The sequence below is a fragment of the Paenibacillus sp. 10L310 genome (genome assembly GCF_056395745.1).
Genome location: NZ_JBFTKC010000002.1, coordinates 665,043 through 679,442, shown reverse-complemented (window position 1 = coordinate 679,442; position 14,400 = coordinate 665,043). Strand labels below are relative to the sequence as shown.

14 protein-coding genes and 1 pseudogene are annotated in these 14,400 nt (G+C 46.3%); 11 read left to right on the top strand and 4 right to left on the bottom strand.

Going from position 1 to position 14,400, the window contains the following annotated elements:
- Positions 1 to 423 (bottom strand): hypothetical protein, encoded by a 423-nt coding sequence (locus AC1DE7_RS08390; RefSeq protein ID WP_477534135.1) that lies wholly within the window; start codon positions 421 to 423, stop codon positions 1 to 3.
- A gap of 123 nt (positions 424 to 546) precedes the next feature.
- Between AC1DE7_RS08390 and AC1DE7_RS08385 the strand changes: the two genes are divergently transcribed.
- A complete protein-coding gene (locus AC1DE7_RS08385; RefSeq protein WP_062833999.1) occupies positions 547 to 891 on the top strand; it encodes a hypothetical protein in 345 nt (114 codons plus the stop codon).
- Positions 892 to 963: 72 nt separating this feature from the next.
- Here the strand turns inward: AC1DE7_RS08385 and AC1DE7_RS08380 are convergent, their stop codons facing one another.
- The 3 genes and pseudogenes from AC1DE7_RS08380 to AC1DE7_RS08370 form a co-directional block, all read right to left on the bottom strand.
- Positions 964 to 2,619 carry an MGH1-like glycoside hydrolase domain-containing protein gene (locus AC1DE7_RS08380; protein ID WP_477534134.1) on the bottom strand — a complete coding sequence of 552 codons (1,656 nt, stop codon included), beginning with the start codon at positions 2,617 to 2,619 and terminating at the stop codon, positions 964 to 966.
- A 30-nt stretch (positions 2,620 to 2,649) separates the two neighbouring features.
- Positions 2,650 to 2,835: pseudogene (locus AC1DE7_RS08375) on the bottom strand (ABC transporter substrate-binding protein); the annotation flags it as partial.
- A gap of 103 nt (positions 2,836 to 2,938) precedes the next feature.
- Entirely contained in the window at positions 2,939 to 4,228 is a 1,290-nt protein-coding gene (locus AC1DE7_RS08370; RefSeq protein ID WP_477534133.1) for a Gfo/Idh/MocA family protein, read from the bottom strand.
- Between the two features lie 127 nt (positions 4,229 to 4,355).
- On the opposite strand from AC1DE7_RS08370, the gene AC1DE7_RS08365 reads away from it, so the two are divergent.
- The 10 genes from AC1DE7_RS08365 to AC1DE7_RS08320 all read left to right on the top strand — a co-directional run bounded on the left by AC1DE7_RS08365 (position 4,356) and on the right by AC1DE7_RS08320 (position 14,233).
- Complete coding sequence (locus AC1DE7_RS08365) at positions 4,356 to 5,258, top strand: AraC family transcriptional regulator (RefSeq protein ID WP_477534132.1); 903 nt, start codon at positions 4,356 to 4,358, stop codon at positions 5,256 to 5,258.
- Positions 5,255 to 5,701 (top strand): RidA family protein, encoded by a 447-nt coding sequence (locus tag AC1DE7_RS08360; protein ID WP_315370899.1) that lies wholly within the window; start codon positions 5,255 to 5,257, stop codon positions 5,699 to 5,701. Before AC1DE7_RS08365 ends, AC1DE7_RS08360 begins: the two co-directional genes overlap by 4 nt.
- A gap of 8 nt (positions 5,702 to 5,709) precedes the next feature.
- A complete protein-coding gene (locus AC1DE7_RS08355; protein WP_282321705.1) occupies positions 5,710 to 6,300 on the top strand; it encodes a GNAT family N-acetyltransferase in 591 nt (196 codons plus the stop codon).
- 13 nt (positions 6,301 to 6,313) lie between these two features.
- Entirely contained in the window at positions 6,314 to 7,126 is an 813-nt protein-coding gene (locus tag AC1DE7_RS08350; RefSeq protein ID WP_315370900.1) for an aminoglycoside phosphotransferase family protein, read from the top strand.
- A 242-nt stretch (positions 7,127 to 7,368) separates the two neighbouring features.
- Positions 7,369 to 9,591: a class I SAM-dependent methyltransferase gene (locus AC1DE7_RS08345; RefSeq protein WP_477534131.1), complete on the top strand. Its 2,223-nt coding sequence runs from the start codon at positions 7,369 to 7,371 to the stop codon at positions 9,589 to 9,591.
- On the top strand, positions 9,591 to 10,166 hold the full coding sequence (locus AC1DE7_RS08340; protein ID WP_047844272.1) for a histidine phosphatase family protein: 576 nt from the start codon (positions 9,591 to 9,593) through the stop codon (positions 10,164 to 10,166). Before AC1DE7_RS08345 ends, AC1DE7_RS08340 begins: the two co-directional genes overlap by 1 nt.
- 60 nt (positions 10,167 to 10,226) lie before the next feature.
- The gene (locus tag AC1DE7_RS08335; protein WP_282321701.1) at positions 10,227 to 10,889 is read left to right on the top strand and encodes a 3'-5' exonuclease; all 663 of its coding nucleotides are present in this window, start codon (positions 10,227 to 10,229) and stop codon (positions 10,887 to 10,889) included.
- A 22-nt stretch (positions 10,890 to 10,911) separates the two neighbouring features.
- The gene (locus tag AC1DE7_RS08330; RefSeq protein ID WP_315370902.1) at positions 10,912 to 11,286 is read left to right on the top strand and encodes a hypothetical protein; all 375 of its coding nucleotides are present in this window, start codon (positions 10,912 to 10,914) and stop codon (positions 11,284 to 11,286) included.
- A 178-nt stretch (positions 11,287 to 11,464) separates the two neighbouring features.
- On the top strand, positions 11,465 to 12,463 hold the full coding sequence (locus AC1DE7_RS08325) for an ABC transporter substrate-binding protein (protein WP_315370903.1): 999 nt from the start codon (positions 11,465 to 11,467) through the stop codon (positions 12,461 to 12,463).
- 99 nt (positions 12,464 to 12,562) lie between these two features.
- Positions 12,563 to 14,233, top strand: coding sequence for a helix-turn-helix domain-containing protein (locus AC1DE7_RS08320; protein ID WP_477534130.1), 1,671 nt, complete (start codon positions 12,563 to 12,565; stop codon positions 14,231 to 14,233).
- Positions 14,234 to 14,400 lie beyond the last annotated feature (167 nt).

Below are 14,400 nucleotides of genomic sequence, written 5' to 3'. Positions count from 1 at the left end.
TTACTTCCGGGTACACGGCCGTTTCAGTTTTTTTCTTCCGGCGGTTGGCCGATAGATCGACTCGACGCTGGAAAGAGGAAATAATATACGGGAAGGGACTCTGCCTTTTCCCTGGAGTTCAAGATAATCCAGTCCCACGTCCACAAGTCTGATATTGTTAAATGCATTCCTGGAAGGGAAAGTCGTACGGATTCCCACTCTGACGCCTCGCCGTGTTCGAGGAATATCGAATACCCGAATGGAATTCAGACTAAGTGGAATGAATAACTGCCGGTTTACTTTGATAAACTGCCTTGGATAGACACGACGAATACGTCCCGGTTCCAACCCGGAGAGTGGAGTATTCAGTTCTGCAAGGTGCCCCTGGAGTTCTGCCAGACGCTGCTGAAGTGTTTTTCCAGTATGGAGATGCTGCCAGCTCATAAGTATTCCTCCGTTCGCCATTTGTACCTAGTATATGAAGGAACGGGGTAGGAAGGTGTACGTTTGATAGCCCATGTTCGTTACGGCTAATGGGGTTTCTTTTATAATAGAGGAGTGATTCACATGATCGTAGAGATGTATAAAGACCTCATTAAGGATGAGCGTGGCAATTATTATCTAGCAGTGCAGATCGAGGGCAATGAGCTTACGCTCGTTAATGCTTTCGTCGAAGCGGCATTCACACCTGAACTGATCTACAATGAAGAGTTTCGTACCAAGCATAAAGAGATGGAAGGCGGGTTTGTAGGCAAAATTGCGATGGACCTGCTAAGGCACGATGTGGTCATGGGGATGAAGCAAATCGACCGAAAACTGTTGAACTTGTCGGATGTGGAACAGCAGTTCACGGTAAATTATATTGATACGATTGAATTTTATCGTCATCCGGCGTGGCAACGGAAGGTGTAGAAATAAAGAAATGTAAAAGCGCAAGTGCAGGGAAGTATACCTCGGCAACTTGCGCTTTTTGCATACAAACAATTAACGATACGTAGGATGGATGATGCCAATATCGCGCTCGGTGCTCAAACTTCCATCAGCGTAACGCTGCATTTCATTTCCTTTGACCCGAATCGGAATGCGCTCTCCTTGATAGTAAAGCTCCCCCTCGACGGTGCGAACGCTCATTCCGATGACTGCCTCCAGATGCCCACTATGATCCGTCACCAGTCGAATCCCTGACGGGCCATCCAGATGAACCTTGCCTTCCAGATATACCGTCATGCGATCAGGCGTGTTGACCAATTCATATCCTACTCCGTTGACTTTTCGGCTATAAGCTGTGTTGCCAGATACGATCTCGCCATGATCCATGTCGATGGGGAGCAGTCCGGTAAACCAGAGCTGATTCGATCCAACAGGGATAATTCCGCATAGTCGCTCCACATAATCGAGGAGACAGAGGATGGAGGGTGAGTACGTCTCGGTAAAACCTTGTTCTCCGGTCCAGGGGCTTAGTACCTGACCAAATCGCTTATCTTTGGATAGAGCGGACAAGATAGGCTGCATTACCCAGGTTAGCTCCACATATCGATGATGATACTCGAATGCGTGTGGCGCCCGAATCAGACTCAGGAAATTGGATGCCCCTCCCCAGCTGTTATAGGAGGAAAAGGGATCAAATCTGGGATCATCCATTGAAATCGATGTAAACGGGTATTTAGCGAAAAACTTGCTTGTATTCAACAGGTACCGACGCAGTAGGTTATCGAATAATTCACGGTCGCCCACCTCGCAGGCCATTACGCGGAGCAACACATCAGATTGGACTCTGACCAATTCGTCATTGCGATCCCGATCATAGAAGAACATATCCTGTTCGTCGTAACAATAACGGAAGAGACTTTCCAGGCTAGACTCGGCTTTTGCTTTCCAATCCGTTCCCGATTCTCCCAGTTCTTCAGCCATACGGGACAGATACATGCGCTGACAATAGATATTGGCGGTCAGATCCGGTGCCAGAAAAGGCAGAATCGGAGAATCCGGATGATAGGCAGAAGCATCATTCATATAAGGTGTATCCGGAACATGCCAGAATCGCGGGGATAAGTCATGTCCGGTGTCAAACGTACTGAAGGCCTCTACACAGCCAGTTCCTCGGGTATTACGGTTGCGTGCAATCCACTCATCGTAACGAACCATAGCCTTATACATCGTGTTCAGGAAAGGCGACTGCTTCCCATGATTGCCATGAAGCTGATAGTGGTTCCATACACTGCGTGCCAGCGGAGTGACCAACTGGATTTGCCGGAAAGAGGGTCCGTTTGCCGTGAGTTTATACGGGAGCAATCCATCTGCTCTTTGCTGCTTGGCAAATGCGAGGTACGTTGTTTCGGACACGGAAGGCAGCAGGCGAGACAGCAGCTGCGCATTGATGGTACCTGTGCTCTCTAACCAACATCCCAGATAGATGCCACCTTCTTGTAAAATAGGGTCGTTGTCTCCCATGGGCAGGATACAAGCAAGCAAATTCCCCACTGCTGCATAATACGTAGCTTCCAGTTGTCCGCCTGATGCCGCAAACCGGATACCCGACGCATGCCATTCTTGTAATAACTGCTGATCTTCCGGTTTAACTGGCTGAACTTGATCCATAATCGAAATGTTGCGCAGCCGATTCAGTATCTCTTCTGTCATATGTTCCTCCTCACAGTATCTGGTTTCTGGTTATTGATTCGATTCAAAAATACGAACGGTCCCGTTATAGAAGTCGGAGACAGCTTGCTCCACACTTTTTCGTCCAAATCCAATCTCCTGATTCGTCGTCTGAGCTAACTTGGAGAACTCTGCAAATCCAGGTGGATTGTAACTCACGTCAAAAGGTTCAGTTTTCGTAGCTTCAGAGACAAGGTTTTTACCGAGTCGACTTGCAGATTAGGCACAATAATATAAAAAAGACTGCGTGATATGCGCAGCCTTTAAATGAAATTAATAATGTAGTGCAGACCTGGGGGACTTAGAAACGAACCAGATTATTGACGTTGACAGGCAAACCCGTCGCGATGGCGCGATTGGCAGCAATACCCGTCAGAATGGATCTGGCACCGTCCACGTGGTTAGCAGCGCGATGGAACGGATCTTCAACAGGCTCTCCAAACAGATCATTCAGCAGAACCGGGTCACCTCCGCCATGTCCACCTGCTTTCTCTTCCACTTCAACCTCATATGGCGCATCAAACATTGGAAGAACCCGCAACGTTTTACCGATTAAAGCACCTTCTTTACTTTTGTCACCCAATGAATTGACATAGGATTGCTCCACAATGTTCATTTCAATCCGGCCTTTGGTGCCATTAATGGCAATGCGGTAACCTTCCCATGGCTGGTAGGCGACGAGGGAATACGTCAGAATCGCTTTGTTCCGATACTTCACAAGAACACCCATCGTATCCTCAATGTTGATGCCATCCCCAAATACACTCTGATCGCGATGGTAACCATCTTCCGATTCGGCATCCAGATACATGGACTTCATATGTGCGTCTGAATCCAAATGCAGTGCAAAAGGGTCATCCTTTGCGATCGGGTTGCCGGTTGCCCGGTTGTAGAATTGCGTTACACCGCGTTCTTCTGCGTTTTCTCTGCCGTAATACATCAGATCACCAAATGCAAACACGGTATCCGGTTGCGAGCCAATCCAGAAATTCACCAAATCGAAGTGATGGGTGGATTTGTGCACGAGTAATCCGCCGCTATTACGCTTGTCCCGATGCCAACGGCGGAAATAATCTGCCCCGTGGCGGGTATTCAGCAGCCATTCAAAGTGAACGGAAGTGACTTTCCCGATGGTATCATTCAGAATAAGTTCTCGAATCTTAGTATGGTGCGGTGCATAACGGTAGTTAAAGGTGACTCTTACGTTCTGGCCAGTCCGCTTGACAGCATCCAGAATCTCCTGACATTTCTCCTCATCGATGGTCATCGGTTTTTCGGTGACAACGTCACAACCCAGTTCCATCGCACGAATGATGTACTTGTGATGGGTGCGGTCAACACTCGTTACGATGACATAGTCAGGCTTCTCGTTCTCAATCATCTGATCAAACTGATCTGCAGGATAAGTGGGTACCTCAGGATACTCGTACTTTTCCTTCAATAGTTGATTCGCGTAGTTCATGCGGACTTGATTTATATCACAAAAGCCGACAAGCTCGGATGTATCCCTATAATCCCGGGTCAAAGCACCATAAAAAAATTCGGCGCGGCCGCCAGTTCCGACTAATACATAACGTTTCTTGTTACTCATGTCTATCGCCTCCTTGAATATAGCTCTAGACTATAACAAGGGAGTACTTCTTTCGCCGCATTTTATGCGTAACCGCTTTCAAATGCCGCATATTTTGCTATAATTTATGGAAAGGAGAGAGGGCGACATGACAGAACCTTTCAGTGCAGATTTTCATGATCCCTCGGATTTACTGCACATCGAATATGATCGTCGCATTGGATATTTCTCGATGACGGATGACCATCTGCATGATCATTATGAGTTATATTACTTGTTGTCTGGTGAGCGTATCTATTTCATCAAGGACCGGACTTACCGGGTAAAGGCTGGTGATCTGGTGTTTGTTGACCGAAATACGGTTCATAAAACATTGGAGAGCGGTATGCCTGACCATGAACGGATGGTGCTGTATTTGAAGCCTGAGCTTTTTGCAACCATAGCTATTTCCACGGAGTTAGTTGAAGGTTTGAAGGAACCCTTCTGTTGGGAGATTCCTATTGTAAGGTTTCCATCTCAAGTCACTGAGGTTCTAGAACGGATGGTTAGCGAAATGGTGGATGAAATGCTTCGTCCTCAACCTGGAAGCAACCTGATGCTCCGTCACCGGGCTGTTGAATTGTTGCTCCATGCCTATCGTAATCAACATTTGGGCAGGTTAAGCTCCGATGATCGTGAGCCGGTTCTTCATCCCAAGACACAGGCAGTTGTACGTCACCTGAATGAGAACTATCAGAAACCACTGACATTACCGGAGGTGGCGGGCATGTTTCGCATTAGTCCGCATTATCTGAGTCGATTGTTCAAACAAACGACGGGATTTACCTTCAGTGATTATCTGAATCTGTTACGGGTGAAGGAAGCACAGCGTTTACTGCGAGAAAGTGAAGAATCCATTACGGACATCGCCTGGCTTGCGGGATTCAGTAACTTCTCTCATTTTGGCAAGATGTTCAAACGTACCGTTCAGGTATCACCAAGAGTTTATAGACAGGAATACAAGGAATCGGGTTCCGTGAGGACCCTAAAAGAGGGAGAGAATATACGATGATTGAAGCGAGATTAAATGAACTGGGGATCATTTTGCCACAGGCCAGTGCCCCCGCAGCGAAATACGCCAATGCCGTTATTGTGAATGGAATTATGTATGTATCCGGGAAAGGACCGGATACCTCCGAACGCGGCAAACTGGGATCAGACTTCACAACAGAGCAGGGGTATGATTTTGCCCGGAATGCTGGACTGGAGGTGCTTGCTGTCGTTCGAGATGTGTTGGGTTCAGTGGATCGGGTGAAGAGAGTGGTTAAAGTGCAGGGATTCATTAATGCGTCCGCTTCGTATCAGGAGCATCATAAAGTGCTAAATGGATTCTCGGATCTGATGATGGAGGTATTTGGGGATCAGGGAGTACACGCTCGTTCAGTATTCGGTGCAGTGTCCGTAAGGGATAATTTGCCGCTGATCATTGATTCTATTTTTCAAGTGGAGGAGTAGGTATAACGATGACAGAATCGTCTTCATTTAATCCAATTATGCTAACGATTCCCGAGAGCTTCCACACGGAACGCCTCACAATTCGAGCACCGCAGTGGGGGGATGGCGTAGCCGTTAATGAAGCGGTCCGTGAGAGTGCGGAGCAGCTGCGGTTGTGGTTACCTTTTGCCGAGAAAATCCCTTCGTTGGAAGAGTCTGAAGTGACTGTTCGCAAAGCAAGGCTGCAATATCTGGAACGTACCGACATGATGTTACATTTGCGTGATAGACATACGGATGAATTCGTAGGCAGCAGCGGGTTACATCGTATTGACTGGAATGCACGCTGTTTTGAGATTGGTTACTGGATTCGAACATCGCGAGCTGGTGAGGGTTTGATGACAGAAGCGGTGAAAGGCATTGAGCAATTTGCCATTACTCATCTGGAGGCGAACCGGCTGGAGATCCGCTGTGATGCCCGCAATGTGCGAAGTGCCAAAGTAGCCGAACGAGCGGGTTATACACTGGAAGGTGTACTGCGCAAGATGAGACGTGACAGCACAGGTACGCTGGTTGATTGTATGGTTTTCTCCAAAATCAGAGGCAGTGAGTTCGAGTAAAGGGAGGGTAGATATGGAGCGAATCGGTCAAGGAAGAACTGCGGAAATCTATGCGTATTCGAACGAGCACATTATGAAGTTATATCGAATGGATTTTCCTCACGAAGCCGTCCAGAATGAATTTAGAATAAGTGAGTTGGCATACAAAAAAGGACTCCCCGTACCACAGGCAGTATCCTTGATAGAACATACTACGTCGCGTGCTGGCATTGTTTTTGAGCGAATCCAGGGGATTACCCTGTTATCACTTATCATTCAGCAACCGGAGTTACTAGAGCAGCTGGCGTTTAAAATGGCTGACTGCCATTACAGACTTCATTGCGAGCGAGATGATGAAGGAACACTCCCCTTACAGAAGCAGATTTTATCGGGAGCGATTCGCAATGTTCGATTATTGTCGGAGGACGATCAAGCGCGAGTCCTTTCTTACTTAACAACATTGCCTGATCAACAACAGATCTGTCATGGCGATTTTCACCCTGATAATGTTATGCTCAGTGAGGCTGGCGATCAATACTGGGTCATTGATTGGATGACTGGTATGTCGGGTGATCCTGCGGGTGATGTGGCTCGAAGCTGGGTAATATTAATGAGTGCCACATTGCCGGAAGATACAGATCCTGCTATACGAATGGGGTTTGAAACGGCTCGTGAATCACTGGTCGAATATTACATCCATCATTATATGCAACTTTCCGGGATTACACGTGAAGCAATAGAGTCCTGGATGCTGCCAGTTGCTGCCGCGCGTCTTGACGAGGATCTGCCCGCTCAAGAGGTGGAACAGCTGCTCAAGTTTGTTCAGGAACGAATTCGTCTGTTATAAAAGTTGAATTACATATTATTTACACTGACACTACGATGACAGAATAACCTTTCAATCGCTGTTATCCCCAGATTTTTTTGATTCCCTTTTCCGAAGGGGAAAATCCGGGGATAAAGGCGAGCGCTTCACTTTTTCAGGTTTTTTCTGACCTCTTCGTTATAGTGTTAATAATTAGTTCAACTTCTATAGACGAATCTAATGATTTTTATATATAAGGGTAGAGAAAGAGAGGGGACATATTTATGCTGCATTCATTAAAGGCCATACAATCATACAAGTCAGGTAATACGCCGGAAGCCCAGCAGCTATGGCTGCAACTGCTGGCAGCAGCGGAGAAACCCCATATTAACCTCGAACGCATTCATTCCATTGCCGAACTTGAGGGAACAAATCCGGTACTGGACTACACTGAGCGTACACTGCATGTGTTGGAGGAGCTTCAGGTTTCTTTTTGGGTGCGAGAAATTCTGGAAGACGTATTAATCTGGTCAGAGACGGCGAAGGCCGGATCACGGGAGCAACGGCGGGTATGGCAAAAGCAGGGCGTTAACTTGTTTGTACACAATGTGGGGTCCGCTCAGTTATATGACTTATACGCAGTGGCAGAGCACCTGGATAATGACATCGATAAGACCAAGGAGACGAGTATATATCAACTTGGTTCTCCGAGTGGTGCTCTAAGTAACAATGCGGATATAAGCGAGCATGATGCGCTGAATACACACACTCCAAGGCATGAGATTATACGTACTCTAATTGCTACACATGGACTTATTGGTCAATACATACGGGGTGAGATTCCATTTGCCGAAAATGCTCCGCTTCACGGCTTGATCGTCAAAGGATGGCTTACTACAGATGAATTGCACACCATACTGATGGCATTAAATGAGTGCATTATTGCAGGCGTTGATCGAGCGTTATGGAATCAGGTTCAGGCTGAGGTACAGCGAATTGTAGGCTGGATTATCACCGGACCGAATCATGAGGACTGGAGCGTGAAGGAACGGTTATCCCGCTTAAGAAGTTCATCCATTCGGCAAGGAGAAGCTATGGATACGGCTTATGCCAGGCTCCAAACGGAACTGGATGTAGAACAGGCGCTGGCTCCGCTGGCTCATCGCACATTATGGTATGTGGAGTCGGCCATGCAGGATTTTTCGTTGCAGGAGATGGTGAAAGTGTTCCTGTTGACACTTCGCAGCGAGAGAATGCATCCAACATCCATGGAGAGTCGATCTGAAATCGTTCGCCATATCAGCTTTGAACCATTGATGAATACGATGTATTACGACTATAAGGGCGTCAAGAAGCTCAATATTTACAAGAAACGAATGATTGAAAAATATTTGGAACAGTATTCGTGGGAACAGATTGTGGCAGGGGAGCAGATCGTCTATCCCCATCTAACCCATCGCATTGAACGTCATACGGATCTGCCGGATACATTATTCGTGACCTTCGAATTTTCTCCGGCTGCCGAGAAGCTGATTGCATTCTGTATTGAAGCGGAGAAGTCGCCGTTATACGAGAAGGCTGTACTGCTGTTATTTGACCTGTTCGGATTACGCCGGGATGCGTATGATCGTTTCCACAACGAAGAGACGTATTTGTCCGATATGAACAGCTCCGGTGATTACAAAAAAGTACTGCTCGACTATATCGTTGGTAAACGAGTACTGGATATTGGTCCAGGTGGAGGAATTCTGCTGGATCTGATTGAGCAGGAAAAACCGGAAGTGGAGCCGATTGGTATCGATATCTCAGCCAATGTCATTGAAGCGCTGGAACGCAAAAAACAACGTGAGGGACATCGCTGGCAAGTGATGAAGGGCGATGCCCTACAACTGGAGCAATATGTGCAGCCGGGCACAGTGGATACGGTTATTTTTTCATCCATTCTGCATGAATTATATTCATATATTGAACTGGACGGTCGAAGATTTAATTCCGATACGGTTGTAGCAGCGCTGAGAAGTTCATTCCGTGTGCTGTCACCTGGAGGAAGAATTCTGATTCGGGATGGGATCATGAGTGAGCCGGAGGCGCAGAAGCGCCGGATTCGTTTCCTGGAACCGGATGGGATGCGCTGGCTGGAGCGGTATGCAGAGGATTTTCAGGGACGTGCAATTCAATATGAGCGGGTCTCAGACAATGAGGTCGTATTGCCGATCAACGATGCAATGGAGTTTCTCTACACCTATACGTGGGGCGAAGAGGCATACGTGCATGAAATTCAGGAACAGTTCGGTATATTCACGCCGACAGCCTATGAGAACTGTATTCGAGAAGCGCTGGGTGAACAAGCCGAGATGATTACGTTCCGACATTTTCTCCAGGAGGGGTACACGGAAGCACTTGGAGAACGAATGATCTTCATGAAGGAAAATGGTGAGCCTGCGCCTTTGCCAGACAGTACCTGCCTGATTGTCATTGAGAAGAAAAAAGGGGTGGCGGATGGATGATGAGTGAGGCCAGTACGTTTTTATATTTTGTCAGACATGCGGAGTCTCGATATGTTGAAGGACAGGAACGCGAGCGTGGACTGACAGAGCAAGGTCATCAAGATGCGGGAACGGTTGCCAGTCTGCTCCATGGGGAGCAGATTCAACTGTTTTATTCTAGCCCCTACAGGCGAGCGGTAGATACGATTCAGATTCTGGCAGATTGGTCAGATGGAATTGTGGTGACAGAGGAAGATTTGCGTGAACGCCAGTTGTCGAGTTCAGATGTGAAGCATGCTAATTTTCGTGAAGCCAAGCAGCAGTTGTACCGTGATCCTACGTATGCGTATTCAGGTGGGGAGTCTGGTGAACAGGCTCGCTCAAGGGCAGTAGCGGTAATTGAGAAAATTTTGGATAAACATGTGGGTCACAAGGTAGTCATCGGAACCCATGGAGATGTAATGACACTTATTTTACAACACTATGATTCTTCCTACGGGTATGACTTTTGGGAGAGTACTACGATGCCGGATATTTTTAAATTGCAGTTTGATGGAACGCGCAAGTTGGTCCAGGTCACCCGATTGTGGGAGTGACAGAGTTATATATGAGAAATGCATTTGCCAGAATGATAGTGGGGAGGAGTGAGTTGGCGGATGAAAATTACGCTTTTGCCTGATACATACTTTATTGAAAATCTAAGCGTATCTCCATTACAGGATAGAATGTACTGCATATTTGATCTCGAAGGTACAGGCATTAATCCTGTGGTGGAGAGTGTGACTCAATTTGGTGCGATGCATTACCAAAGAGGTCAACAATGCAAGACAACATTTTCTTCACTTACACGCGCGAACAAACCAATACCAGAACCTGTGGCGAAATTAACAGGAATTTCGAATGAGGAAATGTTGGAGGCTCCGTCGTTCGTAGAAGCATTTCAGGAATTTCAGAAATTTATTGGTGATAACGTTCTTGTGACACAAGCTGGATATGAGTATGACCTACCCATCTTGAAGCGGCATTGTGATGAGTATGGGCTTCCGATGTTGACCAACCCGGTGCTCGATACAAAAGCGATGTTCACCTACATTCATCCTGAGATTAACGAGGTCGTTTCTACAGATTTTCTGATTCGGTATTACGATCTGAATACAGATGGAATTCACAGGCACAATGCTTTGGCAGATTGTGGTGTGATCGCTGGTATCTTTGAAAGTATCCTTAGCGAATATGAGGAACTTCAATTGGATCATTTTACAGCCGATCCAAAGCAGATGATGAAACGTTTCGTTATACCAGAGATGTATCTGACTTGACGAGGAACTGGAGGAGAGATCAATGAGCAAAACGGATGTGGAGAAGCTACTGTTGGATCTTAACGAGGGACAGATTCTGACCCAGCAGACATTCGAAGGATTGGATGTGGAAATTTACTTGGATGAAAGGGATGCTTCTGCATTTGCTGACGAGTGGATGCAAGCTTTTGTACGATGGGCTCAAGATACCGCGGTAGCTGAAGAAGAGGTGCTGCGCGCATGCAGGGAACAGGCGTTTAAACAAACCTTGGCTCTCACCGGCGAACCTGAGTTAGCGGGGTATGTGAGTGATGATATGGGTTTAATTGGTGCTGCATTGTTACAGGGTACGGCGAACGATTTCTTTGTGGATCAGTTGTTGGAAAGTTATCGTCAAGGCAGGTTGCCCCTGCGATAAGCGGGGGAGGACCAACAGGGTTGTTTTCGTTTGTATAAAAAAACAGCATCAAATGTACATTGTGGGTCGGCTGAGGCATAAGGTACAATTCACCTAAGCAATCGATGAGAATGATAATCATTATATGTGAGATATTCTCACGGTTACATCAACAGATCACATAGGGGTGAAGGGTAACATGGTAGGTTTAGTTAAAGGTTTCAAAGGGTGGACGATTACATTACTGCTCATGGGTCTGGTTATTTCAGGATGTAGTACAAATACCGCTACGAATGCGGAACAGACTCCTGCAACTGAAAGTGCGGCTTCTGGAGAAAATACTTCTGGAACCGAGACAGAGCCTGCGACACGAGTTGTACAGGATGAATTTGGAGATGTGACAATTCCGGTTCAACCACAGCGGATTGCTGGAATATATGTGGAAGATTATTTGAAGGCGCTTGATATTACACCTGTAGTGCAGTGGTATAACCCGATGTGGGGTGTACAGGATTATTTAGGACTGGATGTTCCTCAATTTGATACTACGGGGAGTATTGAAGCTTTGTTGGAATATGATCCGGATCTCATCATTGTAGATGGTGGGGTAGATATGGAGAAATATGAGATGTACTCCAAGGTGGCACCGACATATCGTCTGCCTGAGAGCGTACTGCAGGATTCGAATCAAATTTTGAAAACCATTGCCGATGTTGTAGGGAAACCGGACAAGGGTGAAGAAGTTGCTGCGGCATTTAAGGCCAAGATTGCAGATGCTAAGGCGAAGTTGCAGGAAGCGGTTGGAGACGAGACTGTCGCAGTTGTCCGACTGAATGTTAACGATGATACACTGGCACTGTTCGGTGTGAAAAATCGGTTCACCGGATTTATTTATTCGGAGCTTGGCCTAACACCTCATCCTCTGGTTAACAAGATGGAAGAATACCAGGAAATTCTGTCTGAAGAGGCCGTGCCGCAACTTGATGCAGATCATCTTATTGTGTTCCCTTCCAATGGTGAATGGTCTTCTCCTGAGAACAAGGAAGCCTTGAAGGTACTTGACAGCAAATTGTGGAAATCTCTTCCGGCCGTTAAGAACAATCAGGTATATATTATGGAAAGATCACATTGGCAATCAGGTGCGATTACAGCAAATTCCATGAAAATTGATGATCTCTTGGAAAAATTGACTCCATAATTGAATCGATTACTTAAAGAAAGTTCTTCAGCCAGGGTTGAAGAGCTTTCTTTTTTCGTATACACTATTTTAAATGATAATAATTCTCAGTTAAGGACGATGAACATGTGCCCTACGATAATACAACTGATCCCCAAGCCCTGGCTATGCTCACTTCAGCATATGGAATACGTAGATCACCATCAATCTCATATCGATAAACGTTTGTTATACAGAACGTCGTCTTCACACGCTATTTTTGTTGTAACGTCTGGGAAGGGTTCAATAGTTTGCTCAGATCGGGAATCTCATTTGGAAAAAGGAATGATTATGTTTGTTCCGGCTGGAACATCCGTTAAAATAGAAGGTTCTCTTGGGACAGGAAGTGAATTGCAATACTATAAGCTTGATCTGATGGTGGCTGAGTTAAGCGAAGAGACTTCGAACGCTTTGTCTAGAAGAAACACGGAGAAGCAGCAGGAACTTTCCCAAAGTCCAGATTCTCCGACATTATTACCGCTTATGCAACTCAGTTACAGTCCGTGGAGTTCCTGTCTGGAAGCCTTGGAACAAATACTGCGTCAACAGGTCACTGGCGATTGGCTGGAGCAATGGGAGGTACAGCTTCGTTTCCAGGAGTGGTTTCGTGCCTTGCTTCGCCATAGTGCCCTCGAAACAGAAGTACCCGATGACCGTGCCCGTCTTCAAAGTTCAATTCGTTATATTGGCGACCACTATGATCAGACCATAACCGTGGATGAGCTCGCAGCAGATATTGGTCTAACAAGAGCCAGCTACACTCGGCAATTCAAAAAAATTACGGGCAAGCTCCCGCTTGAATATGTAAATGCGGTTCGGCTGGAGCGCTCGAAGCAACTATTGCAGCTCACGGATGATCGCATCCATGAAATTGCACAGAATGTGGGATTTAGCAGCGAGTATTATTTTGGCCGCCGATTTAAGCAATATGCTGGTATTTCACCTGGGTTATACCGCCGTCATCACCGTCAAGAGGTTCGTGTCTTTGCTCCTTATCTGGAGGACTTTGTGTTGGCTCTTGGCGTAAAACCTGTACTGCAATGTTCGCATCATTCTTGGGGCAGGCAGCAATATTTGGGGTTGGATGACGTACCTGAATTTGATGTGAGCCAGATGGATGCGCAGTTTAATCTGGGTAATGTACCGGACTTTATCATGCTGGATAAGGGATATGATCGATGGAATCTGGACCGCTTCAAGCAGGTAGCACCTACATTTTACGTAGATCATTTGGGAGAGGACTGGCGCTCCATTTTAAGATCGACAGCCGATGTGTTAGGGAAGGTGAATCGGGTTCAAGATGTAATTGGTGCGTATGAGGACAAGGCAATGGAAGCTAAGAGTCGGTTAGCACGTTATATGCGTGGTCAAACAGTAGCTTTTTTGCGTATATCTGCTTCGGATATTACTCTCTATGGGGTTCAGCAGGGCTATGTCGGACCTGTAATTTATCAGGATCTTGGACTGACTCCCCACTCCCGTGTGCAGCAATGGACAAGACACGAGCGGAGGATTTTCATTGGATTGGACCAGTTAAGTCAGCTTCATGCGGATCACTTGTTGATTACATTTGACACTGGAAATTCTGCTAAACCTGGAGAGGAGCGCGAACTGCTCGATAGGGATGAATGGAAACGTCTGCCTGCGGTGAAGAGCGGTAATGTGTATGAAGTGGATTTTATGTCTTGGATGAACTACGGTGTGATCTCTCATGGGAAGAAGATTGAGGATGTATTGCGGTTTATGGCTTGATAATGAATGGTCTGTGAGATGTTTTTCGAAAAAATCAAGAAAACCATATAACTTTCAAAACTATCAAAATTTTGTGATGTAACTCACGGGCACTCTATGAATCTACTGGTATTATCCTTTTCGTTAATCTATAATCTGTTTGTTTAATAGACTAAATAAAGGAATTT